General features: G+C 60.5%; 23 protein-coding genes and 1 pseudogene. 7 read left to right on the top strand and 17 right to left on the bottom strand.

The features are described 5' to 3' along the window. The first annotated feature begins 16 nt into the window (after nucleotides 1-16). From GOX53_RS17515 to GOX53_RS17500, 4 genes are all read left to right on the top strand, one after another. Nucleotides 17-553 carry a hypothetical protein gene (locus tag GOX53_RS17515; RefSeq protein ID WP_254446604.1) on the top strand — a complete coding sequence of 179 codons (537 nt, stop codon included), beginning with the start codon at nucleotides 17-19 and terminating at the stop codon, nucleotides 551-553. Between the two features lie 72 nt (nucleotides 554-625). Further along, nucleotides 626-1,726, top strand: a complete 1,101-nt coding sequence (locus tag GOX53_RS17510; RefSeq protein ID WP_171178588.1) for a flagellar motor switch protein FliG — start codon at nucleotides 626-628, stop codon at nucleotides 1,724-1,726. A 136-nt stretch (nucleotides 1,727-1,862) separates the two neighbouring features. Next, a complete protein-coding gene (locus tag GOX53_RS17505; protein WP_171178585.1) occupies nucleotides 1,863-2,717 on the top strand; it encodes a DMT family transporter in 855 nt (284 codons plus the stop codon). 9 nt (nucleotides 2,718-2,726) lie between these two features. Beyond that, nucleotides 2,727-3,650 carry a lysophospholipid acyltransferase family protein gene (locus tag GOX53_RS17500; protein ID WP_171178584.1) on the top strand — a complete coding sequence of 308 codons (924 nt, stop codon included), beginning with the start codon at nucleotides 2,727-2,729 and terminating at the stop codon, nucleotides 3,648-3,650. Here the strand turns inward: GOX53_RS17500 and GOX53_RS17495 are convergent, their stop codons facing one another. Continuing rightward, nucleotides 3,651-4,352 carry a thioredoxin family protein gene (locus GOX53_RS17495; RefSeq protein WP_171178582.1) on the bottom strand — a complete coding sequence of 234 codons (702 nt, stop codon included), beginning with the start codon at nucleotides 4,350-4,352 and terminating at the stop codon, nucleotides 3,651-3,653. Between the two features lie 234 nt (nucleotides 4,353-4,586). On the opposite strand from GOX53_RS17495, the gene acnA reads away from it, so the two are divergent. Then, a complete protein-coding gene (gene acnA, locus GOX53_RS17490) occupies nucleotides 4,587-7,277 on the top strand; it encodes an aconitate hydratase AcnA (RefSeq protein WP_171178580.1) in 2,691 nt (896 codons plus the stop codon). Between the two features lie 263 nt (nucleotides 7,278-7,540). On the opposite strand, the gene GOX53_RS17485 is transcribed toward acnA, so the two are convergent. From GOX53_RS17485 to yajC, 10 genes are all read right to left on the bottom strand, one after another. Then, on the bottom strand, nucleotides 7,541-8,077 hold the full coding sequence (locus tag GOX53_RS17485; protein WP_171178578.1) for a DsbE family thiol:disulfide interchange protein: 537 nt from the start codon (nucleotides 8,075-8,077) through the stop codon (nucleotides 7,541-7,543). Beyond that, the gene (ccmD, locus tag GOX53_RS17480; RefSeq protein ID WP_171178576.1) at nucleotides 8,070-8,228 is read right to left on the bottom strand and encodes a heme exporter protein CcmD; all 159 of its coding nucleotides are present in this window, start codon (nucleotides 8,226-8,228) and stop codon (nucleotides 8,070-8,072) included. The genes GOX53_RS17485 and ccmD overlap by 8 nt, the downstream gene beginning before the upstream one ends. Further along, nucleotides 8,225-8,998 carry a heme ABC transporter permease gene (locus GOX53_RS17475; protein WP_171178574.1) on the bottom strand — a complete coding sequence of 258 codons (774 nt, stop codon included), beginning with the start codon at nucleotides 8,996-8,998 and terminating at the stop codon, nucleotides 8,225-8,227. The genes ccmD and GOX53_RS17475 overlap by 4 nt, the downstream gene beginning before the upstream one ends. 62 nt (nucleotides 8,999-9,060) lie before the next feature. Further along, entirely contained in the window at nucleotides 9,061-9,717 is a 657-nt protein-coding gene (ccmB, locus tag GOX53_RS17470) for a heme exporter protein CcmB (RefSeq protein WP_171178572.1), read from the bottom strand. Beyond that, nucleotides 9,714-10,328: a heme ABC exporter ATP-binding protein CcmA gene (gene ccmA / locus GOX53_RS17465; RefSeq protein ID WP_171178570.1), complete on the bottom strand. Its 615-nt coding sequence runs from the start codon at nucleotides 10,326-10,328 to the stop codon at nucleotides 9,714-9,716. The genes ccmB and ccmA overlap by 4 nt, the downstream gene beginning before the upstream one ends. A gap of 147 nt (nucleotides 10,329-10,475) precedes the next feature. Continuing rightward, nucleotides 10,476-10,829 carry an Mth938-like domain-containing protein gene (locus GOX53_RS17460; RefSeq protein ID WP_171178568.1) on the bottom strand — a complete coding sequence of 118 codons (354 nt, stop codon included), beginning with the start codon at nucleotides 10,827-10,829 and terminating at the stop codon, nucleotides 10,476-10,478. A 12-nt stretch (nucleotides 10,830-10,841) separates the two neighbouring features. After that, complete coding sequence (locus GOX53_RS17455) at nucleotides 10,842-11,600, bottom strand: TSUP family transporter (protein WP_371810343.1); 759 nt, start codon at nucleotides 11,598-11,600, stop codon at nucleotides 10,842-10,844. Beyond that, nucleotides 11,587-12,555 (bottom strand): protein translocase subunit SecF, encoded by a 969-nt coding sequence (gene secF / locus GOX53_RS17450; RefSeq protein ID WP_171178566.1) that lies wholly within the window; start codon nucleotides 12,553-12,555, stop codon nucleotides 11,587-11,589. Before secF ends, GOX53_RS17455 begins: the two co-directional genes overlap by 14 nt. 1 nt (nucleotide 12,556) lies before the next feature. Beyond that, nucleotides 12,557-14,218 carry a protein translocase subunit SecD gene (gene secD / locus GOX53_RS17445; RefSeq protein WP_171178564.1) on the bottom strand — a complete coding sequence of 554 codons (1,662 nt, stop codon included), beginning with the start codon at nucleotides 14,216-14,218 and terminating at the stop codon, nucleotides 12,557-12,559. Between the two features lie 33 nt (nucleotides 14,219-14,251). Further along, nucleotides 14,252-14,536 carry a preprotein translocase subunit YajC gene (gene yajC, locus GOX53_RS17440; protein ID WP_171178562.1) on the bottom strand — a complete coding sequence of 95 codons (285 nt, stop codon included), beginning with the start codon at nucleotides 14,534-14,536 and terminating at the stop codon, nucleotides 14,252-14,254. 268 nt (nucleotides 14,537-14,804) lie between these two features. On the opposite strand from yajC, the pseudogene GOX53_RS17435 reads away from it, so the two are divergent. Both GOX53_RS17435 and GOX53_RS17430 read left to right on the top strand, forming a co-directional pair. Next, nucleotides 14,805-15,488 (top strand): annotated as a pseudogene (locus GOX53_RS17435) (transposase). 138 nt (nucleotides 15,489-15,626) lie between these two features. Next, nucleotides 15,627-16,769 carry a hypothetical protein gene (locus tag GOX53_RS17430; protein WP_217351824.1) on the top strand — a complete coding sequence of 381 codons (1,143 nt, stop codon included), beginning with the start codon at nucleotides 15,627-15,629 and terminating at the stop codon, nucleotides 16,767-16,769. A 60-nt stretch (nucleotides 16,770-16,829) separates the two neighbouring features. Here GOX53_RS17430 and GOX53_RS17425 read toward each other — a convergent pair whose 3' ends face one another. From GOX53_RS17425 to GOX53_RS17400, 6 genes are all read right to left on the bottom strand, one after another. After that, nucleotides 16,830-17,276, bottom strand: a complete 447-nt coding sequence (locus tag GOX53_RS17425; protein WP_171178558.1) for a hypothetical protein — start codon at nucleotides 17,274-17,276, stop codon at nucleotides 16,830-16,832. 22 nt (nucleotides 17,277-17,298) lie between these two features. Beyond that, nucleotides 17,299-20,757: a hypothetical protein gene (locus GOX53_RS17420; protein WP_171178556.1), complete on the bottom strand. Its 3,459-nt coding sequence runs from the start codon at nucleotides 20,755-20,757 to the stop codon at nucleotides 17,299-17,301. A 466-nt stretch (nucleotides 20,758-21,223) separates the two neighbouring features. Continuing rightward, complete coding sequence (locus GOX53_RS17415; protein ID WP_171178554.1) at nucleotides 21,224-21,931, bottom strand: ABC transporter ATP-binding protein; 708 nt, start codon at nucleotides 21,929-21,931, stop codon at nucleotides 21,224-21,226. Further along, a complete protein-coding gene (locus tag GOX53_RS17410; RefSeq protein ID WP_256415883.1) occupies nucleotides 21,931-22,662 on the bottom strand; it encodes an ABC transporter ATP-binding protein in 732 nt (243 codons plus the stop codon). The genes GOX53_RS17415 and GOX53_RS17410 overlap by 1 nt, the downstream gene beginning before the upstream one ends. Continuing rightward, entirely contained in the window at nucleotides 22,659-23,555 is an 897-nt protein-coding gene (locus GOX53_RS17405; protein WP_171178552.1) for a branched-chain amino acid ABC transporter permease, read from the bottom strand. The genes GOX53_RS17410 and GOX53_RS17405 overlap by 4 nt, the downstream gene beginning before the upstream one ends. Before the next feature lie 53 nt (nucleotides 23,556-23,608). Further along, nucleotides 23,609-24,460: a branched-chain amino acid ABC transporter permease gene (locus GOX53_RS17400; protein WP_171178551.1), complete on the bottom strand. Its 852-nt coding sequence runs from the start codon at nucleotides 24,458-24,460 to the stop codon at nucleotides 23,609-23,611. Between the last annotated feature and the right edge of the window lie 60 nt (nucleotides 24,461-24,520).

The raw sequence follows: 24,520 nt of genomic DNA, 5'->3' as shown, positions 1-24,520 counted from the left end.
ATAGGAGACGAGCAAAATGATTAGACACATGATCGCGGTGGCAGCCATTGCAATTACGCCGACGTTGGCGCTTGCCGCAGGTGGAGATTCCAACCCACCGAAGCCGACCAAGACCACCAAGAAATGCCTGTTCGGGCGGGTCTGGGACAAGGACCGCGGCCGCTGCGTCCGGCCCAACAAAACCAATTTCACCGAAGAAGAGCTTTACCAGGCCGCGCGCGAGCTGGCCTATGCCGGCCAGTACGAGAATGCGCAGAACGTGCTACGTGCCATGCCGGACCAGAACGATGACCGGGTGCTGACCTATTGGGGTTTCACCTATCGCAAGATGGGCGAGCTGGAGCTGGCAAATGTCTTTTACGAAAAGGCCATTTCGGAAAATCCCGACAACATCCTAGCCCGCAGCTACATGGCGCAGGGTTTCGTGACCGAGGGCAAGACCGATCTGGCCATCGCCCAGTGGCGCGAGATCAAGGCGCGCGGTGGCGAAGGCACATGGGCCGAAACCTCGCTGCGCGAGGCGATCCGGACCGGGATCACCTATAGCTACTGAGGTTCAGCCTTTCTTTACCCGGCCTGCGGTAACGTGCCTGCGGAACTAAAAAATGCTGGGTGACGCAGGCGGATGCAGGACAACAATGCGCTGATACAGCTTGATGCGGGCGTTCCGGGCGGGACGCCCGCACCTGTTGCGGGGGCCGAGGAAGAGCGGGTCGTCCCCCGTGAACTGAGCGGGCGGGAAAAGGCCGCCATCGTAGTGCGGCTGCTGCTGACCGAAGGGGCGGACATCCCTTTGGAGGAGTTGCCCGAGGACCTGCAAGAGACACTGACCCACCAGATGGGCCGCATGGGACTGGTGGACCGGGTGACGCTTGCCTCGGTCGCGCGCGAGTTTTCCGACGCACTGGCCGGGGTCGGGTTGTCTTTCCCCCACGGTCTGGCCGGGGCACTCGATGCGATGAACGGCAAGATCGCCCCCACCACCGCCGCGCGCCTGCGCAAAGAGGCCGGAGTGCGCCAGATCGGCGACCCCTGGCAGCGCCTGCGTGCGCTCGAGGCCGGGGAACTTGCCACCATGGCGCAGGCCGAAAGCACCGAGGTCGCCGCTGTGATGCTGTCGAAGCTCGACACCGCCAAGGCCGCCGAACTGCTGGGGCAGTTGCCCGGCCCGGTGGCGCGGCGGATCACCTATGCGGTCTCGCAGACTGGCAAGGTCACGCCCGAGGCTGTGGATCGCATCGGCTGGTCGCTGGCCGCTCAGCTCGATCAACGCCCCATCGCCGCCTTCAAAGACGCCCCCGGAGAGCGGGTGGGGGCGATTCTGAACCAGTCAGCGGCGGCCACTCGCGACGGGCTGCTGAACGCGCTGGACGAAGAGGATGCGGAGTTTGCCGATACCGTGCGCAAGGTGATCTTCACCTTCGCCCACATCCCAACCCGCATCGCGCCGCGCGACGTGCCTGCGGTGATCCGCGGTGTAGATCAGGCGGTACTGATTTCCGCGCTTGCCGGGGCGCAGACCGAAGGAGATCAGGCGGCGACAGAATTTATTCTGGCAAATATCTCCAGCCGTATGGCCGACAACCTGCGCGAAGAAATGGGTGAACGCGGCAAGGTCAAACAGGCCGATGCCGAACAGGCCATGACCGAGGTGGTTGGTGCCATCCGCGCTCTACTGGACGAAGGCGCCATCACATTGGTCGAACCCGAGGAAGAGGAAGCCTGACTGGACGCGCACTGCTTGCACCTGATGGACAGGCAGGATAGTGCAGCCTATCAAGGCGCATGACCCGGCTTTTCCCTGCCCACCAAATCCCTGGACCCGCTGTGTGTGAGAACCATCCGCGTTTTTCGAACACGTCATGAGCAGCGGTGCCAACCGTCCGATTCTGTTCATGATCCTGGCCATTCTGTCCTTTTCGCTGATGGATGCCTCAGTCAAAGCGCTGGCGCCGAGGGTCGGTGTGATGTCGGCGCTCTGGGTCCGCTATGCAGGACAGATAGCGCTGGTTCTTGTGCTGGTTCTGCCCCGACTGCATCAGGTGATCCGCACGCGCTATCCGGTGCTTCAACTGCTGCGCTCGCTCTTGCTGATGGGCGCCACCGGGTTCTTCTTCACCGGCCTCACCCGCATCCCGCTGACCGACGCCACCGCGCTGATGTCGCTGAACCCGGTCCTGATCACACTGGGCGCCGGTTTGCTGCTGGGCGAGGCGTTGGACCCGCGCCGCCTGACCGGAATCGCCATCGCCGTTCTCGGCGCCCTGCTGATCATCCGGCCCGGTTCGGGCGTGTTCCAACCAGCGGCCCTCTACCCGCTCGGTGCCGCGATCTGCTATTCGGGCTATGCGCTGCTCACCCGCCGGGTGGGCCCGGACGAGGACCCGTGGACCTCGCTCTTCTACACCGGACTGGTCGGAACCCTGCTGCTGAGCCTGATTGCACCCGCCCAATGGCAGACACCAGATACGGCGGGATGGGGTCTGATCGCGCTGGTCGCCGGGTTTGGCACTCTGGCCCAGATGCTGCTGATCCGCGCCTTCAGCTTGGGCGAGGCGGCGATGCTCGCGCCCTATGCCTATTGCGGCCTCGCCTTCGCCGCGCTGTGGAGCGCTCTGTTCTTCAACGAATATCCCGATATCTGGACCATCAGCGGCGCGCTTGTGATCGCTGGGGCGGGTCTGTATGTCTGGCATCGCGAAACGCAAATTCAGTGAGATCGCCGCATGCCCGTCGAAAAATCGGAACTCAGCCGCATTGAACGCGGGAAATACTATGTCGCGAACCTGTTTCTGCAGGGCGTGATCAAGGCAATGCACCTGCTGCCCTATGACCGCCGCATCGGTGCCATGGGCGCGGTCGTGCGCGTCGTGGCGCCGCTGGTGGGGTTCCGCAGGCGGATCCGCAAGAACCTCAAACTCACCTGCCCCGACCTGCCCGAAGCGGAGGTTGCGCAGATCTGCCGTGACGTGCCCGACACGGCGGGCCGTGCCATCATGGAACATTTCTCGCCAGAGGACTTCAGTGCAAGGCAACGCAACGCCGAAGTGACCGGCCCTGGCATCGCCGCCTTTGACGGCGCCATCGCAGCAGGCCGTCCGATCATGATGATCACCGCCCATTTCGGCCATTACCTCGCCGCTCGCGTGGCGCTGCAGACCCGCAGCGGCAAACCTATCGGCTGCCTCTACCGCCGCATGGCCAATCCCTATTTCAACGATGTCTACGTGGATGCCTTCCACCGCACGGGCGAGCCGATGTTCGAACAGGGCCGCCGCGGAATGATGGAGATGGTGCGGTCGCTGAAGAAAGGCGGCATCATCGCCATCGTCTCGGACCTGCACGCCCATGGCGGCGAAGAGCTGACATTCTTCGGCAAGCCCGCCGTCACCTCGGTACTGAACGCTGAACTGGCGTTGAAATACAATGCAGTGATGATCCCCTGCTACGCGGTGCGCAAACCCAACGGGCTGGATTTCGAAATCGTGCTGCACGATCCGGTGCCGCATTCCGATCCAAAAACGATGACCCAGTTTATTAATGACGATCTTGAGGCGATGGTGCGCCAGCATATGGGTCAGTGGTTCTGGATTCACCGCCGCTGGAAGGCATGGAACGGCCTGGGCGTTCAGCCCGAGGACATGCCCTGATCACTCGACCCGCGCTGCCGCGATGATCGGGCCATGGCCCGCCCTCTGTACCAGCACGACGGCAGGCAGATCGCCTGAGACCGGCACGGTCAGTTCCACCGTCCCCTGCCCGTCCCAGCGCCCGACCACATCCAGGCTTTCGACCACGTTGGCATAGTCCAGCTCATGCCCCGCCAACTCTCCGCGACGGATCGAGGCATGGCGCATTGGCGTGTAGCGCACCAATTCCACCACATAATCCCCCGCGACCGGCCCTGACAGCGGTTGCATCGCGATGGTGACAGCCTCGCCCGCACGCGCCGCCGAAACCTGCGCCACCGGCGCCTCGGCCTTGTGCTGCGCGATCAGGTCCATCAGTTCCATGCCGCGCGCACCGACCACGTCCTCCTGCCCGTTCACGATCATCTGCGGGGTATAGATCATCGTCCGCCCGCCGGACCGGGCATAGCCTTGCTGCCTTTTGGTATGGCTCGGCTTCGCGTATTCATCCTTCCAGCCGATATAGTCCCAGTAATCCACATGCAGCGCCAGACCGATCACATCCTCGCGCTCGGCCAGCTTGTGCATCAGCGCGTCCGCAGGCGGGCAGGACGAGCAGCCCTGCGAGGTATAAAGCTCGACCACCACAGGGTTGTCGCCGGCCGCAACGGCAGTGGCAAGGGTCATCCAGAACAGGGTGAGCGGGGTCTTCAGGGCAGTCATATTGGCGGCTTTCGGATGTGAGCTTTCCTTTCGGTCTACTCCTGCCCCGACGCTTTGACCAATCAAGGTTTCTTGAGACTTCGGTGATTTACCGCCGGAATCGGCACTTTTGTGTGCAATGGTATACAAAAATTGCCGCACCCCCCGTCTTGGACCTTGAACCGGGGCCGCGTGTGATGCATCTAGCCCTCAGCGAATCCCGTAATCCACGTCATTTGAGAGGGAGGCCACCCGATGCCCATCAAAGTCGGACAGGATACCGCCAAGACACGCCGCAGCCTGAGCGTGAATGGCAAATCCATTTCTTATTACTCGATCCCCGCTGCGCAAGAGGCGGGCCTAGGTGATTTCTCGAACCTGCCTGCCGCGCTCAAGGTGGTGCTGGAGAACATGCTCCGGTTCGAGGATGGCGGCTTTTCCGTCTCAGTCGACGACATCAAGGCCTTTGCGGAATGGGGCGCCAATGGCGGCAAGAACCCGCGCGAGATCGCCTACCGCCCGGCCCGTGTTCTGATGCAGGACTTCACCGGCGTTCCGGCCGTGGTCGATCTGGCCGCGATGCGCGATGGCATCAAGGGCCTGGGTGGTGACGCGCAGAAGATCAACCCGCTGAACCCGGTCGATCTGGTCATCGACCACTCGGTCATGATCGACGAGTTCGGAAACCCGCGCGCGTTCCAGATGAATGTGGATCGCGAATACGAGCGGAACATGGAGCGCTATCAGTTCCTGAAATGGGGTCAGTCGGCCTTCAACAATTTCCGCGTTGTGCCCCCCGGCACCGGCATCTGCCATCAGGTGAACCTGGAATATCTGGCCCAGACGGTCTGGACCGACACCGACCAGAGCGGGGATGAGGTCGCCTATCCCGACACGCTGGTCGGCACCGACAGCCACACCACCATGGTCAATGGTGCGGCTGTTTTGGGCTGGGGTGTCGGCGGGATCGAGGCCGAGGCAGCGATGCTGGGTCAGCCGATTTCGATGCTGATCCCCGAGGTGATCGGGTTCGAATTGACCGGCGAGATGATGGAAGGCACCACCGGCACCGACCTGGTGCTGAAGGTGGTCGAAATGCTGCGTGCCAAGGGCGTGGTCGGCAAGTTCGTCGAATTCTACGGCGAGGGTCTGGACCGTCTGCCGCTGGCCGACCGCGCCACCATCGCCAACATGGCACCCGAATACGGCGCCACCTGCGGTTTCTTCCCGATCGACGGTGAGACCATCCGTTACCTGCGCAACACCGGCCGTGACGAGGACCGCATCGCGCTGGTCGAGGCCTATGCAAAAGAAAACGGCTTCTGGCGCGACGCTGACTATGCGCCGATCTACACCGACACGCTGAGCCTCGACATGGGCACCATCGTGCCTGCCATCTCGGGCCCGAAACGTCCGCAGGACTATGTGGCACTGACCGATGCCAAGGCCGCCTTCTCGAAAGAGATGGAGCAGACCTTCAAGCGCCCCATGGGTAAGGAAGTTGCCGTCAAGGGCGAGGATTACACCATGGAGTCGGGCAAGGTGGTGATCGCCTCGATCACCTCCTGCACCAACACCTCGAACCCTTACGTAATGATCGGTGCCGGTCTGGTGGCGCGCAAGGCCGCTGCTCTGGGTCTGAACCGCAAGCCGTGGGTCAAGACCTCGCTGGCGCCGGGAAGCCAGGTTGTGTCCGCCTATCTTGAGGCCGCGGGCCTGCAGGAGGATCTGGACAAGATCGGCTTCAACCTTGTGGGCTATGGCTGCACCACCTGTATCGGCAACTCGGGCCCGATCCAGCAGGAGATCAGCGAGGCCATCGCCGAGGGCGATCTGGTCGCCACCAGCGTTCTGTCGGGCAACCGTAACTTCGAGGGCCGGATCAGCCCCGACGTGCGCGCCAACTATCTGGCCTCGCCGCCGCTGGTGGTGGCCTACGCACTGGCCGGTACGCTGGATATCGACCTGACCTCGGAACCGCTCGGTCAGGACAAGGACGGCAACGATGTCTACATGAAGGACATCTGGCCGACCCAGAAGGAAATCGCCGATCTGGTCGAAAGCACCGTGACCCGCGAGGCGTTCCAGTCGAAATATGCCGACGTCTTCAAGGGCGACGAGAAATGGCAGGGTGTCGAGACCACCGATGCCGAGACCTATGACTGGCCCGCAACCTCGACCTACATCCAGAACCCGCCCTATTTCCAGGGCATGGGGCATGAGCCGGGCACGATCTCGAACATCGAAGGCGCCAAGGTTCTGGCGATCCTCGGCGACATGGTCACCACCGACCACATTTCGCCTGCGGGCTCCTTCGCAACCACCACGCCCGCGGGCAAGTACCTGATGGACCGTCAGGTGCAGCCGCGCGAGTTCAACTCGTACGGCTCGCGCCGTGGCAACCACGAGATCATGATGCGCGGCACCTTCGCCAATATCCGCATCAAGAACGAGATGCTGGACGGCGTCGAGGGCGGCTATACCAAAGGCCCCGATGGCGAACAGACCTCGATCTACGACGCCTCGATGGCCTATCAGGAACAGGGCACGCCGCTGGTGGTGTTCGGTGGCGAACAGTATGGTGCGGGGTCCTCACGCGACTGGGCGGCCAAAGGCACGGCGCTGCTGGGCGTCAAGGCGGTGATCGCTGAGAGCTTCGAGCGTATCCACCGCTCGAACCTGGTGGGCATGGGCGTGATCCCCTTCGAGTTCACCGGCGGCGACACTCGCAAGTCGCTGGGGCTGACGGGGGATGAGACCGTCTCGATCAGCGGGCTGGACACCATCCAGCCGCTGCAGGAAGTGCCCTGCACCATCACCTTCGCGGATGGGTCCGAGAAGGTGATCCAACTCAAATGCCGGATCGATACCGCGCCCGAGATCGAGTACATCGAAAACGGCGGCGTGCTGCATTACGTGCTGCGCAATCTGGCCAAGGCCAGCTAAGCCTTCAAAGCCCCGGCCATCGCGCCGGGGCTTTTTCGTTTCCGCGCTTTATGGGCGTTGGGAATTGGGGGCGCTGCCCCCGTCGCGCAGGGCGCGACTCCCCCGGGATATTTTTGAACAGAAGAAGATGTGGGGTTCGCCTCGGTCGAAGCGGTTGGTTTGACGAGGCGATCCGGCTGGATTGAGGCACGCCGTCGTCACTGGCGCCAATCAGGGATCGAGCGCGCGCCGTAGGCGCGCTCCGTTTGGAAACGGCCACGGGTTTATTGGGCGGCTTTTTCAAGAGCTGGGCGGATGGTCTTTTCGATCACCCGTTGCGTGATCGGCCCAGCAAAGCGCAGCACGATGGTGCCCTCGCCGTCGATCACGTAAGTTTCGGGCACTCCGTAGACGCCCCAGTCGAGTCCCATGCGCCCCTGCTCGTCGCGGCCGATGGCACGGTAGGGGTCGCCCAACTCGTTGAGGAAGGCCTCGGCGTTGGCCAACTGGTCCTTGTAGTTCACGCCGTAAACCGGGATGCCCTCTTTCGACAGCGCCTCGAGATTCGGGTGTTCGGCCCGGCAGGGCGCACACCAGCTGGCCCAGTAGTTGACCAGCTTGACCTCACCATCGCGCAGGGCGGCGTCGTCGAACCCCGCCTTGCCGGGGAATTCGGTCATCACCACCGGCGGCGCGGGTTGGCCTTCACGCGCCGAGGGCAGCGCTTCGGGGTCTTCGCGGAACATACCCACCGCAGCCAGCGCCACGAAGGCGCCAAAGATCAGCGGCGGCGCGATCATCAAAGGTGAGACCCTAGCCATGGCGCGACACCCTCTGTTCCACCTTCTCCATCTCGGCCCGCACCTTGCGCCCGCGCCAGATGCTGAACGCCACCAGCGCCACCAGCAGCAGCAGCGAAGCGGCATAAGCCGACAGCACCGTGTCGGCGTATTTTCCCAGATCGGGCATCATGCGTTCACCCTTTCACGAGCCAGAAGCGCCTTGATCCGACGCGCCCGGATCTCGGTTCCGGTGCGATAAAAGACCAATGCGATGAAGAGCAGGATGAAGCCAACGATGCACATCAGCAGCGGGTAGAAGAAGATGTTGCTCACCTTCTCCTCGGTATCCGTGCCAGTCACGGCGGCGGCCCGCATGACCGAGGCGCCCTGATGCAGGCCCTGGTTCCAGAAGTTCACCGCATAGCGGCTGAGCAGCGCAAAGACCGACCCCACCAGACACAGGACCGAGGTCAGATCGGCGGCGGTGTCGGGGTCCTCAATCGCTTCCCACAGAGCCATGTAGCCCAGATAGAACAGGAACAGGATCAGGAACGAGGTCAGGCGTGGGTCCCATTCCCACCAGGTGCCCCACATGGGCTGGCCCCAGATCGCGCCGGTCACCAGTGCGATCAGCGTCATCACGATGCCGATGGGCGCGGCGGCGCGGGCGGCAAGCGCGCTGACATGGTGGCGGCGCACCAGCCAGACGAGCGAGGTGGCCAGCATCATCAGCCAGCAATTGATCGCCATCAGCGCCGAGGGAACATGCAGGTAGATGATCTTGACGGTTGAGCCCTGCTTGTAATCGTCAGGCGTGAAGAAAAAGCCCCACACGAGCCCCACCACCAGACAGATGGCAGAGGCGACCCAGAAAAAGGGCAGCATGCGCTCGGTCGTGGCCAGAAACTTCTTGGGGTTGGCGTATTCCCAGAGGGCGTTGGCTTTGGCTGCGATAGACATGGGCCTTATCTAGTCCGAAACGGGGGGCTTCTCAATTGACATTGATCAACGCGGCAGGGCGGTCACCGCAAATTGACGCGCAGTACGGCGGCGCTGGCGAACGGCAAGAGCGCGATGGTGGCGGCGGTGATCCCGGCGAGCATCAAAAGCGGGGTGGCGGTCTCCATCCCGGTTGCCCCGCGCCGGGCCACTTCGGCGCCGAAGATCAGCGTGGGCACATAGAGCGGCAACACCAGCAGCGACAGCAAGAGCCCGCCACGTTTCAGCCCCACGGTCAGTGCAGCTCCGAATGTGCCAATGACGCTGAGCGCCGGGGTGCCAAGCGCCAGCGAGACCACCAGCCAGAAATAGCCCGGCCCCGGCAGGTTCAGCAGCACGCCTAACACGGGTGCGGCCAGCACCAGCGGCAGACCGGTGGTGATCCAGTGGGCCAGCGCCTTGATCGTCACTACCGATTCCAGTGGTAACGGCGCGGTGGCCAGCAGGTCGAGCGAGCCGTCCTCCCAATCCAGCGCCAACAGGCGGTCGAGCGACAGGAGACACGCCAGCAAGGCCCCCAGCCACAGCACGCCCGGAGCGATGGTGGCCAGCAGCGAGGATTGTGGGCCAACGGAAAACGGGACCAGCACGGTGACGATCAGGAAAAAGGCTAGCCCCAGGCCAAAACCGCCACCGGCGCGGAAGGCCAGTTTCAAATCACGCAGCAGAAGGGCGATCACAGGAACCCTCCGTCGAAATCGTCGATGGGTTTCGGTTTGGCCTTGTAGGGGCCCACGTCCAGCACCTCTCCGTCCAGGCCAAGGTCGATATGGGTGGCGATCAGGGCCGAGCCGCCCTGCCCCAAATGGCCGCGCACGGCATCTGCAAACATCGCCACCGCGTTGCGGTCGAGCGAGACGGTGGGTTCGTCCAGCATCCAGATCGGACGGCCCGTGACCAACAGCCGCGACAGACCAAGCCGCCGTTTCTGTCCGGCAGAAAGATTGCCCGCGTGGCGGTCGGCGAGGTCGTTCAACGCAAACGCGTCGAGCGCAGTCTGAATGCTCTTGGCGCCGAAGACCGAGGCCCAGAATTGCAGATTTTCGGCCACGGTCAGTGTCGGTTTCAGCCCGTCGGAGTGGCTAGCATAGGCGATCGTGTCCTCGGCGCCATCGACCCTGCCCGCCAATGGCGGTTGCAGCCCGGCCAGCGTGCGCAAGAGCGTGGTCTTGCCGATGCCGTTCGGACCGCGCAGAATCAGCGCCCGGCCGGGTTCCAGCGCAAAGCTGAGCCCTTCGAGAACGGGTACGCCGCCGCGGGTAATGGCGAGGTCGGTCACAGACAGTGTCATGGGTTCCGCTTATCCCATTGGCGACGGGGGCAAAAGGAGGGATTTGCCGCAGCATCCCAAGGTTGCGCGTGAGGTGGGGAGAGGGAGCGAGGGGCTGGCCCCTCGCGCTCCCCGGAGTATTTGGGAAAAGATGAAGAGGGTGTGGGGTCAGACCGGGATGAGAGCGAGCGCGATGCGGCGGCCTTCGGAGAGGAGCACGTTGTAGGTGCGGCAGGCGGCGGGGGAGTTCATGATTTCGACGCCGAGGCCTGCGTCCTCGAGCGTGCGGCGCAGATCGGCGGGAATGTGGGACAGCTCTTTGCCGGTGCCGATGAAGAGCACGTCGATGGTATCCGCGAGGTCGAGCAGCGGGGCCGCGTCGCTGTAACCACCCCAAGGGGCGGTGCCCTGCGGGCCGGTCAGCAGGGTGCCGTAATGGACCTCGCCGCCGATGCGGAAGAAGCCGGGGCCGTAGCCGTCGACGGGCTGGGCATCGGTGTAGGTCACTTCGTTGAGGCGCATCGTCCCCCTCCTTCAATCCAGAACCGGCAGGCCCGAGATCACCGCCGCCGCGATCACGCCGTAGGAGGCGACGCGGTAAAGTTTCTCCAGCGACGGGTCGAACAGCCGTTTGCCGATCAGCGTGGTGATCAGATAGGGCACAGTCAGGATCAGTGCCACCCAAAGCGTCGCGGTGTCCGCCAGCCCGCCCAGCAGGATGTTGGCCACGATGACGATGTCGAGCATCGCCAGAAAGATGATGGTGTTGGCACGCACCCTGCGCACGTCGCGGGCGTTGGCAAGGTAGAAGACGATCACCACCGGTCCGGTCAGGCCGGTCATGCCGCCCACGGTTCCTGCCCCGCCGCCGATTGCAAAGCGCCCCGGCCAGCCCAGCCTGCCCTGCCAGCGCCAGCCGGTGATCACCGCCAAAAGCGTCAGACCGATCACGCCAGAGGCGATCCAGCGCAGCGCTACCGGGTCGATCCGCGTCATCAGCCACAGACCCATTGGCACGGTCACGGCGGCGGCGAGCGCCAGTGTGCTGACCTCGCCCTTGTCGCATTCGCGCCACGCTTGTGGTGCCAGAGCCATCGTCGAGAAGATGCCCGTGGCCGCCATCATGAACACCACATCCGCAACTGGCAGGAACTGGGTGCCCACCGGAACGAAAATCATCGCCGTGCCAAAACCAGTGAAGCCGCGGACAAGACCCGCGGCTCCGATGGTGAGGCACAGCCAGATCAGGCCCGGCGTGGCCAGCGCTGCATGCAGCGCATCAGGCATCAACATTAGCGAACTGGTTTCCCGACGTGTTCGACGGTTTGGACCAGTCGCGCTTGACCCCCAGCCACAGCAGGATGGTCGAGGCCACGAAGACCGAGGAATAGGTGCCCACGATCACACCCCAGATCATCGCAAAGACAAAGCCCCGGATCACGTCACCACCCAGCACATAGAGCGAGATCAGCGCCAGCAGCGTAGTAACCGAGGTCATCACCGTCCGGCTGAGGGTTTCGTTGATCGAGAGGTTCAGCACCTCTTTGAGGTCTTTCTTCTTGTATTTCCGCAGGTTTTCACGGACCCGGTCGAATACCACCACCGTGTCATTCAACGAATAGCCGACGATGGTCAGAAGCGCCGCGATGATGGCGAGGTCAAAGCGGATCTGCAGTTCGGAGAAGATGCCGATGGTCAGGATCACGTCATGCACAAGTGCTGCCACAGCGCCCAGGGCGAACTGCCATTCGAAGCGCAGCCAGATATAGACCAGCACCGCTCCGATGGCGAGCATCACCGCGATCACGGCGGTCTGGATCAGCTCTCCGGACACTTTGGGGCCGACGGATTCGACCGAAACGAACTCGATATCCGGCACCACTTCGGTCAGGGCGCTCTGCACATTGCCGATCAGTTCGGCGGTCACCGACTCGGCATCCTCCTGCGCCTGAATGCGGATCATTGCCACGTTTTCATCCGGGCCAAACGTTGGGTCGAAAATCTCGGTGATGGTCACGTCGCCCAGATCCAACGGCGAGATCGCATCGCGGTAGGTACCTACATCGATGGGCTGCGCGCTTTCGGTGCGGATGGTTGTGCCGCCCCGGAAGTCGATGCCGAAATTCAGCCCCTGGATCAGGAACGAGGCAAAGCCCACCACCACCAGCAGTGCTGAAATACCCAGCCATAGCTTCCACCGGCTGAAGAAATCGAACGAGGTTTCCTTGGGAACAAGTCTCAGTCGCATTTCATACCTCGATCGTTTTGGGACGGCGGCGTTCGAACCACATCACGATCATCAGCCGCGTCACGAAGATCGCGGTGAAGACCGAGGTGAGGATGCCCAGCCCCAGCGTGATGGCAAAACCCCGGACGGGCCCCGAGCCCATGGCAAACAGGATCACCGCCGTGATAAAGGTGGTGATGTTGGCGTCCAGAATGGCCGAAAGCGCCTTTTCATAGCCCAGCTCAATAGCACGCGACGGGCCGCGCGCGGTCTTCAGTTCCTCGCGGATACGCTCGAAAATCAGCACGTTGGCGTCCACCGCCATGCCGACGGTCAGCACGATCCCGGCGATGCCCGGCAAGGTCAGAGTGGCTCCGATGATCGATAGAAGGCCAAAGATCAGTCCCACGTTGATGATCAACGCGACATTGGCGAAGAGGCCGAACAGGCCATAGCTGAGCCCCATGAACACAAGTACCGCGGCAAAGGCCACGATGGTTGCCACCTTGCCTGCGTCGATACTGTCCTGACCCAGCTCGGGCCCGATGGTGCGCTCTTCAAGGAATTCCAGTCCGGCGGGCAACGCCCCCGCGCGCAACAGCACGGCCAGATTGGTGCTTTCCTCGACCGTAAAGCGCCCGGTGATGATGCCTGAACCGCCGGGAATGTGGCTCTGGATCACCGGGGCCGAGATCACCTCGTCATCCAGCACGATGGCGAAGGGGGCACCGATATTTTCGCGGGTGTAGTCACCGAACTTGCGCGCACCCGTGGTGTTGAAGCGGAAGTTCACGGCGGGCCGCCCGTTCTGATCGAACGAAGGCTGCGCGTCGACCAGTTCCTCACCGGTGACAACCGGGGCGGCCTCGATAATGTAGTAAACCCCCTCTTCATCGATTGAGGGAACGAGCTTTTCACCCACACCGACGGTGGCGTCCGGATCGGTCCCACGCGAGACAACTGGGTTGAAGGTCAGCTGCGCTGTAGTGCCGATGATCTCTTTCAGTTCCGACGCGCTGCCGATGCCCGGCACCTGGATCAGGATGCGGTCTGCGCCCTGACGCTGGATGGTAGGCTCGCGGGTGCCGACTTCGTCGATCCGGCGGCGCACGATTTCCAGCGCCTGCCGGACGGTGCGGTCATCCGAGGCGAGTTTCTCGGCCTCCGACAGCGTCACCACTACGACGTCACCCTCGGCCCGGACCTCGATATCCATGGCGCCGGCATCGGTCAGCGACTGGATCGGACGGGCCAGACCTCGTACCACTTCCAGCGCGCGGGACATGCCTTCAGGTTGGCTGATCTTGATGCGAATCTCATCCGGGGCAGAGGGCTGTTTGCGGATGGTGCCGATGGTGGTGCGCTCGCCGCGCAGGGTGTCGCGGATTTCCGGCCACATCGCCTCCATCCGGGACTCGTAGACATCCTCGACCTTGACCTCGGCCAGCAGATGCGCGCCGCCGCGCAGATCGAGCCCGAGATTGACCAGCGAAGACGGCATCCAGCCGGGCCACTGATCGGCCTGCGCCTGCAGCTCGGCGCCGGTCGCACCCAGCTCGATCGCGGCCAGCGCGTCGTTGGATTGTTCGACGCGGGTATAGAACGCGTTTGGCAGGGCCATCAGCAGACCGACCGCACAGACCAGCCAGATCAGAACCCGCTTCCAGGTATCAATTTGCAGCATTACCCTGCCTTTTCAAGATGTTGTGGCGCGAAGTTACTTCGCCGGTTCGGTCTTGTTCAGAACCTGGGCAATGGTCGCCTTGACCACGCGCACCTTGACACCTTCGGCGATCTCGACCTCGAGTTCACCATCTTCCTTGACCTTGGCGACCTTGCCGATCAGACCGCCCTGCGTGACCACCTGATCGCCCCGGCGCAGCTGATTGACCATGGCCTGATGCTCTTTCATCTTCTTCTGCTGCGGACGGATCAGCAGGAAATACATGATCGCGAAGATCAGAATGAGCGGGAGAAACTGGGCGATGGCGCCACCTTCCATGGTATATTCCTTTGTTCATGAGAGCGGGCCTGACCCACAAATTTGGCGGGAACCTATGCGTTGCGGCCAAAAGGTTCAAGCGCGGCGAATACGCGGCGACCGGAAAGCAGTGTCGGTTTTGTACATGGCTTCGGACGTGGACTGTCCGATTTGTACAAAGCCCGGGTTCGCGCAGTTGATCGAAAACACTACCACAGTGAAAGACATGACGGCGACTGCAGTGAGGAATCTATGCACTCCACCCAAGCTGCCGACCGGTTAAAGCCCGATCCGCCCCCTTAAAAGCCGTGATTCAGGGAAGACCCGGGCCGCATGGCAGCAAAAAAGATGGCGACTCATACGAAACCCTGCGAAACCCACATCAGCGAGCCGCTTTCACAGAAGCCGCTATGACACTGGGCTGGGAACCAGTTGGTGTTTTACAGTTGAAGTTCGGCACGCACTCCTTCTCACTCATCGAGTGGACAACCCCACAGTGGCGTGGAAACTTTGCACGACGATGAAGGCCGGTGACGTCACCGACACGCTGGAATTGGCGCTGGAGGCATCAGGCTGTTCGTCTGCGACCGTCCAGCACAAGCTGAAGCTGCTCAGCGATAACGGCTCATCATACATCTCTGGCGACTTGGCGGACTGGCTCGAAGATCAGGGTATGGACCATGTTCGAGGGGCACCAAATCATCCGCAGACCAAGGGCAAGATCGAGCGATGACACCAGACGCTCAAGAACCGTATCCTGTTGGAGAACTACTACCTGCCGGGCGCTCTTGAAGAAGCGATCAGAGCCTTCGTCGACCACTACAATCACCGCCGCTATCACGAAAGCCTCGGCAATCTGACACCAGCCGATGTCTACTTCGGCAGGGCAGTTTCTATCCTCAGACGACGAAAGGAGATCAAGCGACAGACCATCGAGAAACGCCGCTTGCTGCACCGACAGACCGCGGCATAGATTGAAAACACAACGAGCCAGGGCCTCCGCTACAGATCAAGTCGCCCTGTCCTAAATCATCTGACGACGGACACTATATTGAGTGACTCCAGTTTTCGCGGCACAGTGTGACCATAGATTGCAGAAGGAATTTCAAAGATGCCGATGAGTGCTGCAGACAAGGACAGCCTGAAGGCGCAACTGGCGGCGTCCCGAAAGAAGGCGCTGAATTTCGGCGTCTGCATCGCAACCAAACCCGAGGAATGCGCGCTGGTCATCGACCGGATCAAGGCCCCCGAGATCCTGATGAAAAAGGCCAAGAAACTGGGTGGCTCGGCCAAGGTGGCCTGCGGCACCGTTGAAAGCAAGGGCAAGCTGGTGATGCTGACCTGCTTGGAAGATCCGCCGCCGGGTGCGGCCAAACGCCTGAAGGCATTCCTCAAACTGGCCACCGGTGACATGATGAAAGTCCAGCTAATGGACACCAGCGGCAGTGTCCTGGAAGGCGATGAGGACGAAGACAAGGCCGAGGCGGCACCCCAGGATCAGGCACAGGACGAACCCCAACATGACGATCAGGATGAAAGTGCCGAACTGTCTGGCAAGCTCGACGCCGTGCTGAAAAAATTGGCGCCGCGTATTGCCACGGCGCTAGGCCAGAACGCAAAGGCACAGGAGCCGATCCAGAAACTGATGGCGGCCATCAAGACGGCAGGTGCAGCAAATGACAGCGAAACTGCCAAGAAACGGCTGGGTCAGCTGACCGAACTGCTGGGCAAGATAGCGGCAGCCGCGCAAAAAGCCGAGACCGCCCCGCAGGCTCAGGACGAAGCTGCGGATGAAGACGCCACGGAACAGCAACATGCCGCGGATGAGGGGGAACAAGAAGAAGCTGGGCCGGTTTCACTGGTCAAACTGGGCAAGGTCCGGCTGGAATGGCCGGAAACGCGGACTAAGGCATTTGCCGATCTTGACCGTTTGAAAAAGCACATCGAATCCGAATATTCCGACATGCCGGAAGCTGCGGGCGCGGTGTCAGCCGCACTCAGCCAACTGGACAAGAGCCTGGCGACGTTCAACGAAAATCTGCATGAACAGCTGGACGAGGTCCTGAACGCGGACGAGTCAGATCGGAAAGCCCAGGTCGACGCGGCGCACGACATGATCAAGAGGTTCAACAAGCATGTTGACAGCGATCCGATCCTGGCGGAGCTGGATGGAAACGACATTCTGCCGGACGTCTCGATTGCGGCACCGATCCGGGCGAAGCTCTCCGAGATCGCAACAGCACTGGGTCGCTGAGCTGAGCTGTAGAGCACGCGCAAAAAGGGCGCCGATTGGCGCCCCTATTCTTTTCCGGGCCTAGACGTCTATCCCCGGTTTGGCGTTTTCCCGGGGCGTCATATCCGGCTCCGAAATTTTTTCGTCCAGCGCGTCTTCTGCGGATTCGCCGCCTCCGGCCTGAATGGTCGTGCCGCCATCAAACGCCTTGGGATCGAATCGCAGCTCCAGTTTGTAGAACCGTTTGGCGGTTTCCTGCAGGGCCGCCAGAAAGCCCGGCGTGCCGCGCTCGACCGGGATTTTGGCCATGCTGCCCATCCCGGTGCGTGGTGAGGTGACCATTTCGCGAAGGAAGACGCGATCCGAGGCGTTGAGTTCAGAAACAAGCGTCTCGACAGCCTTTTCCTGACCGTCAGCGATTTTGGTCGTTTCCAAAACGCCTTCGCGCGAAATCGTGCCCAGAGCCATGTCGGATTCGGCGCCGTCCTCGAATACGTAGACGATCCTCAGGGGTACAGTTTGGGCCATGCCAGGTGTCCTTTCGCCAGAATTACAGTGTTACGCCTTTGGGCGGCTCTTCTTCGGCCACCAGATCGGCAGAGACACCATCGCCGCTGTCCCAAGCATGCGCTTCGACCGGCTGCGTTTTGTAAGGGTTGGTGTCTTTTTCGTCATCATCCAGTTCTTCGCTCGGCGGGACATAGCCGTCGAAGTTTGCCGCGAATATCAACGCTTGGGTATATTCCGGGTCATCCTTGGTGATGATACCCTCCTTGAGCCGCTCAACTAGGGTGAACTGGTAGTTGTGCATGTTTTCATGCACCACTGTGTTCACAATTTCCTTGTAATCCAGCCAGCCCGCATCGACATGCGTGTTCAGGTTCAGCGTCTTGGCACTGGGGTCAAAGAAGCCGTAATCGCCGGGCGGTTCGTAAAACAGACGTATCTTAGGTGCAGGGATGTTAAAGACCTTGCACTCGGCCGTCATCACCTTGGTCAAAACCTTCATGCGGTCGTCATCCGTCATTTCCGCCCATTTACCGCGGGCCTTGGTGATCTCTTCGTCGGATTTGAGATCCTCCACCAGCTTGGATCGGCGGCCTTCGTCCGCTTCCTTGAACTCGGGATCATAATCGAGCGACGCGTAAAGCTTGCGCTGCAATTTGAGCTGGTCCTTGTCCAGCTTGGCACCTGTGGCGCGCAGGTCTTCCAGCAATTGCAGCTTGTCGTCGGTCGATTTCGATTTCAGGTCTTCCGGTGAGATAGCCGTCAGATCCTGCTTGGCCTTGTCGGCGCGCGGTTGCGCTTCCAGCATGGCCTTGTCGAAATCGGGTTTTGCGGCGGCCACCAGCTTGGCCAGACGCTCGTATTCGTCCATCAAATCCAGGGCGCGCTGCCAATCCAGTCCGCGATAGGCCTTCCAGAACTGGCCGTCGACTTTCTGAAAATCGTCGACCGCCTTCCGCAGATCCGGTGTGATCCCGCGCACTTCGTTGGCGATATTCAGATCCGCTTCCAGAGCCGAGTACCGGTCGTGAACTTCTTCAGCCTCGGGCGTCCAGGCGTTGTCGTTATCAGCCTCTTTGCCACTCCAGAGGATAAGCAGCCGTTCGATTTCGACCCATTGGCTGCGGGCCTCGGCAAAGTTCAGTTCATCCGAGGCGGTTTTCACCACGTTTGATGCATATTTCAGACGTGCCTGAATATCCTGGGTTTCCGGCAACAGCGCAAACCCTGCGACGGCGGCGTCCAGGTCGCCGCCTTTGTCCCTGACCTTGTCCTCGACCCACTGGCGATCGGCGACGGCCGCGTCATGCGCGGACTTCTGGGCCACCAGATCGGCAACGCCCTCTTCCAGGTCATCCAGAATTCCGCTGGCCTTGCCGATTTCCTTCTTGCCATAGGCAGAGTCCGCATCCGATTTCAGATCTTCGACGGCTTCGATGTCTTGTTGAAGCCCGGGCAGCACCCATTCATACAGAACAACCTTGTCGAAATCCTTGATGACCTTCTTGTAGCGCTTGTCATAGGCGTCCTTGTCCTGCGCAGCGGCGGCTTTCCATTCATCTTCCTTGTCATAGATGGCCTTGGCCGCGTCCGGAATGCCCTTGAGATATTCAATCGATTCCATGAAGCGTCCCGCCTTGAACGCCCAGTTGAAGGATTCCGCCAGCCTTGTCAGCGCGCGCAGTTCCAGCGTGCTGCGGGGTTCGTATTTTTTGGCAATGTCCCTGGCCTTGTTGTATTCCGGAATTGCCTTGTCGCGGGCTTCTTCGGCGGCCAATTCGCCCTCAAGCTCGCCCGCGTCATTGTCTTCCTTGCCATCAATTACCGCCTGGGCATCGTCGATCAGTTGCGGCAGCATATCGATGGCAATCGGATCGCCTTCGCGCCGCAACTTGTGGAATTCATCGTGGTTGGCCGTGAAGGTTTTGAAGAGCAATGCCATTTCCGGCGTGTTCGGTTTGACGTCCATCGCCTCGTCCCACAAGGCCTGGTTCTTGGCGTATTCTTCGTAGCCCTCGTTGCGCCGCTGAATTGCTTCGGCGTTTTCGTCCTTGAGGTCATCCACGGCGTCCAGATCAACCTTGAGCTTCTTTGCCAAAGACAGAGCAGTCGAAAAGTCGCAATCCGACAGGTTCTTGTTCAATTCGTCAAAGGTTTTCTCGGCCGTTGCAATCGCCGAGGACATCTCGGGCAGCGACCCGAGAATATTCTTCAAGTCTTCAAAGCGGTCGGCGCAATTATCGCTCCAATAGTCGATGGCCTCCTGTTCCTTGGCCAGTTCGTCGGCGGCATCCTCGGCGGCCTCGTCAAATTCCGTGTGCAGCTGTTTGATGGTGACCAGACAGGCGTGGGCCGTGTCCAGTTCGTTGGCATTGTAGGCATCGAAGAACGCGTCCAGTTCAGTCTGCGCCAGTCCCCAGATACGTTCCAGCTCGGGTGTGGCCTTGGGCACGGCCCCAAAGGCGTTTTCTTCTGCGCGCACATCAGATAGCAGGTCCTTTTTCTTTTTCTTCTTCCGCTCGTCCTCTTCCATCTCGGGGCGCAGCTCGACAACGCGCTTGGCGAGGCTTTCCAGCGTTTTGAGCAAGGTCTTGGCATCCTTGTACTCCCTGTCCGCCATTGCCCCTTCAAAGGCCTGGTCGGTATTCTTGAACTGCTCGACCAGGCTTTTGGCATCCTTGGTCAGGCCATAGGTCTTGCGGGCCAGGTTGACGTCGCCATCGATAGTCTTCCGTTTGGCCGTCACCTCGTCGCGCATCTGGATGGCCGCGGCGATGCCCGGGGCTTCGGCGTTGATCTTGACGATGCAGGCATTGCAGATGTCGATGTATTTCTCGGCCTCAAGGTAGTTCAGCTTGCCCGAATTGAACCCGATCTTGGGCAAGGCGTCCGCCAGGATCCGATTCTGTTTCAAAACCTCTGGCGTCTCGGTTTCGACTTTCAGCGCTTCGGTGGCGGCGGCCTCTACCTTGTCCTTTTCCGACAAAACCCGGTCGCGAGCGGCCTTGGCAGCCTTGATCGTCATATCGTTGGATATGTCTTGGGCCAGGGCTTTCAGCCCATCCGCCGCAGCGGGCCAATCCTGATCGGATTCCTTGATCAGTTTGTTGTACCGCTCGCGCAGGGCACCCATGTGATCCTTTGGCACGCCCAGCAATTGCGCCCCATCCAGCACGCCGCTGACCTTCGGGCTGATCTGCTCGGCGGCCGTTTTTGCGGTCTGGGCCCCGTTCATCTGATTGGCGACGACTGCTGTGGCGGCGGTCAGCCTATCGGTAGCTGCCTTGTATTCCTCATGCGCGACCAGCCCGTCGGCCTCTTCGCGCGCCATGCGAAAGGTCTTTTGCTGCGCCTCCGTCAACAGATCAAACTGCGCCAGGCCGGCCACCTGATCGGCTTTTTGCTTGATTGCCGAGTAATCTCGCGATTTTCCCTTGTCTTCCGAACTTGCCTTTTTCTTGGAGGGCTTGGGAGGCAGCCCCAGCAACGCACGCAGACCCATTGGAAAATACCTTGTTCTGATCAATTCAACCCAAGGTCGCAGGCATTCGCAAGCCTGTCAATTTCCGAGACTGATCAATCGCTCCGTGCGGCCAGCTTATAGAGAAACCAGCACCGGACGTTCGAGTTCACAAGTCGAGTGCGTGGTTCGTCCCGCAGTCTGTAAGTTCGGAAATCTGGTAAATTCAGCATCGCAGCGAATGACGGCTTTGCGGGCTGCGACCGCAGCATCGCGAGATGATGTTGAATGTCTCTTATGGGCCGCTGGACGCCATGCTGCGCCTGGACTCACCGTCCGCTAGTCGCTTGGACCGACATGCTGCGTCTGCGAACTGGATTGCCTACCGCATGCCAGATCCGATGCGTCCGATCTATGGAACGGTTATGCCACCGAAATTAACGCCTGACGGAAGCAGATCAAGCCGCATTCGGACGCTCGCAACAAGTTGGCAATGCCCTGCCTGTATCTAGTGACCGCCGAAATAGGCCTCAAGCAGTCTCTCATCGTTTCGAAGCTCGGCGGCCGTACCAATTGTCTGCATCCGACCCGATTCCAGTACATAGATCCGGCTGGCGAGCGACAAAGCGAAATTGGCATTCTGCTCGGTGATCACAACGGTCAGGCCGTAGTCCTTGTTCAGCTGTCGGACAACCTCGGCGATTTCCTGACATATTTTGGGTGCCAGGCCGATGGTTGGCTCATCTACCAATAGAAGCTCGGGGCTGGTCATCAGGGCTCGCCCGAACGATACCATCTGCCTTTCCCCGCCAGACTGGGTTGAGGTCTCTTGGCCTTCCCGCTCCTCAAGACGCGGGAAAAGCTTGTGGACCATGTCCAGATTGCTCTGGATGTCCTCGCGGGCCGTATATGCGCCGACCATCAGATTGTCGCGCACCGACATATAGGGAGACAGATTGAAGCGTTCGGGCGCATAACCAACGCCGTGGCGCACGATTTCCGATGGCGTTCGCCCTGCAAGGCTATGCCCCCTCAACCGGATGTCGCCCTCAATCTTGACCAACCCCATAATGCTGTCCAGCAAGGTGGACTTGCCCGCGCCATTTGGGCCAACAACGGCGACGATCTCACCCGGTTGCACTGTGACTGAGATGTCGGTCAACGCCTGCGCCTTGCCATAGAAAGCCGACAGGTTCTCGATTTCTAGATACGACATTATGCGCCCCCCAGATACGAGGCCTGAACAGCTTTGTCGTTCATCACCTCGCTAAATGAGCCCTCGGCGATCATGGTGCCCCGTTCAATGACGATAGCGCGGTCGATCAAAGGCTCAAGCGCGGGCAAGTCATGGCTGACAATCAAGAAGGTCATCCCATCCTTGCGCATCGACTGAATGAGATCTGAGATCTGAGCGATCTCCCCTGTGGTGAGACCTGCAAACACCTCATCCAGCAACATCACCCTGGGTGCCGTTGCCATTGTGCGCGCCATTTCTAGCTTGCGTAGATCACCCATGGCCAATTCTGTTGGCGTGCGATCCAGATCCGCTTCTGTAAACCCGACGCTGAGTGCAATTTCCCGCTCACGTTCTTTATCGGGGGGGGAGACAATCATTTTCCAGATATTGTCGGGCATCAGACCGACCCGGATGTTTTCGGCAACGCTCATGTCGCCAAACGGACGCGGGATCTGATAGGTCCGACTGACCCCGGCGCGAATGCGTTGAGGCGTCAACAGCGTCGAGATTTCCTGCCCGAACAGTTCAATCGTGCCGCCGTTCTGCCGTAGCTCACCCATGATCTGGCTGAACACGGTTGTCTTGCCTGCCCCATTTGGGCCGATCAATCCCAATGACTCGCCCTCTTTAAGCGAGAACGACAGATCATTCGTCGCGACCAACCCGCCAAATCGCTTCACCAGACCTGAAACCTGCAACGCTACGCTCATGCCGTCCGCCCCTTGCCCAGACCTTTGAAACCACGCTGGACCAGCTCTACCAGGCCTTTCGGTTGATACATGTAGAGGAGCAGCGCAATGGCACCGTAAACAAAGTAACGTTCAGCGCCGGGAAGAACCGGCCGCAAGTACTCCAACAGGAAAGTCATGAAAAAGGCGCCGATCATTGGGCCGATGATGGTTGAGGTTCCACCTAAGAGCGCTGCAACGATGATCGTGAACAGGAAGTTGATATCAAACAGCGCACGCGGCGCGAGTGATCCCAAATAGTGGACGTAGAACGCGCCACCCAGACCCGCGATCATTGCGCTTGTCAAGAAGGCAAAGGCTTTGAGGCGCGTGGTGCTGAGACCCGAGCCGCGGACACTTTCCTCGTTCATGCCAATCGCAGACAAGGCAGTTCCAAGCCGCGTTTTCATTAGCAGCCACATGCTGACGGCAATCGTCAACATAAGCGCGGTGGACAGGTAGTAACCGTTCGCCGCGCCGCGTGTCAGCGTTTGAATGCCGGACATACCGCGCGTTCCGCCAGTCAGATCTGGACGAATGACCTGAACCAATTGATACAGCAACTCCATGAAGGCCAGCGTGACCAAAGCGAAATAGCTGCCCCGAATACGCAGGGCCGGCAGCAACACGAGCAGGCTGGCAATCATGGTGACAAGAACTGCGATCGGGATCGAGATTTCGACAGCGACGTCAAACCGCTTGGTCAGGATCGCGGTGGTGTAGGCCCCGATGCCAATCAGGAAAGGGTGGCCAAAGCTGACATATCCTGTTCTTCCAGACAGCACGTCCCAACTGATGGCAAAGATCGCCAGATAGTTAGCAAAGATCATCGTGCGCAACGTCCCGTTTGAGACGAATTGCGGCAACAGGAACATTCCGGCGATCAATCCACCCCAGAGAGCAAAGTGAAACCAACGTAGCCCCATCGTTATAGCTCCTCGCGGCCAAACAGGCCCTGCGGTCGCGTCACCAGCACGCCGATGATCAACAGCATCGTGAATACACCTCGCAGTTCCGGTGCGAGCGTCGCCACAACGATGACTTCAAGAAACCCGACAATATGGGCCACTACCAGTGTGCCGAGGATGGAGCCGATCCCGCCCACGATGACAACGGCCACCGAGATGATCAGTGGTGCCACCCACATCGACGGCGACAATTGGGTATAGCTGGCGAAGAAAACACCACCGAGTGCTCCCAGCGCGCCGGAGATACCCCACGTGATCAGATTGATGCGATCAGGGTCGATCCCTGAAATCGCCGCGCCTTTGGCATCCATCGACACCGCCTGCATCGCCCGTCCGGTATGTGTCAGCCGTACAAAGGCATAGAGCCCAAGCAGAATGGCCCAGCTAATAAGGGTTGCAATCAGGATGTTATACGTGACTGAGGCCCCGGCCACATTGATCACTCCGGGAACAATCGGCAAAAGGATTTTGCTGCTTTCGCCAAAGACCAGAACGATCCCGGCCTGAATGACGACCGCAAGGATCAGCGTCGAAATCTCGACAGCCACGTGATCCCCTTTGAGCGTTTTGACAATCAGGCGGTACTTCAGAACTCCCATCAAAACACCCAGTACAGCGGCAACGGCAACCCCCATAAGTTTGGGCATTCCAAGCGATTGCGAGATCCAGAAGTAAATATAGCCGCCGACCATCAGATAGGCGCCATAGGCGAGATTCAGAACGCGACCGATGCTGAAGATCAGCGTAAACCCCATTGCAATAAGCGCGTAGAGACCGCTGAGCAAAAGCCCCTGAATCAGTATCTGCAACATGTGTAGATCCTTGGCTGCGGGTGCGCGCTGGCGCGCACCCGTTTCAAGCTATGGCTGGGT

The sequence above is a fragment of the Ruegeria sp. HKCCD8929 genome (assembly GCF_013031405.1).
Classification (GTDB): domain Bacteria; phylum Pseudomonadota; class Alphaproteobacteria; order Rhodobacterales; family Rhodobacteraceae; genus Ruegeria.
This window is presented reverse-complemented; position numbering and strand designations above follow the sequence as displayed.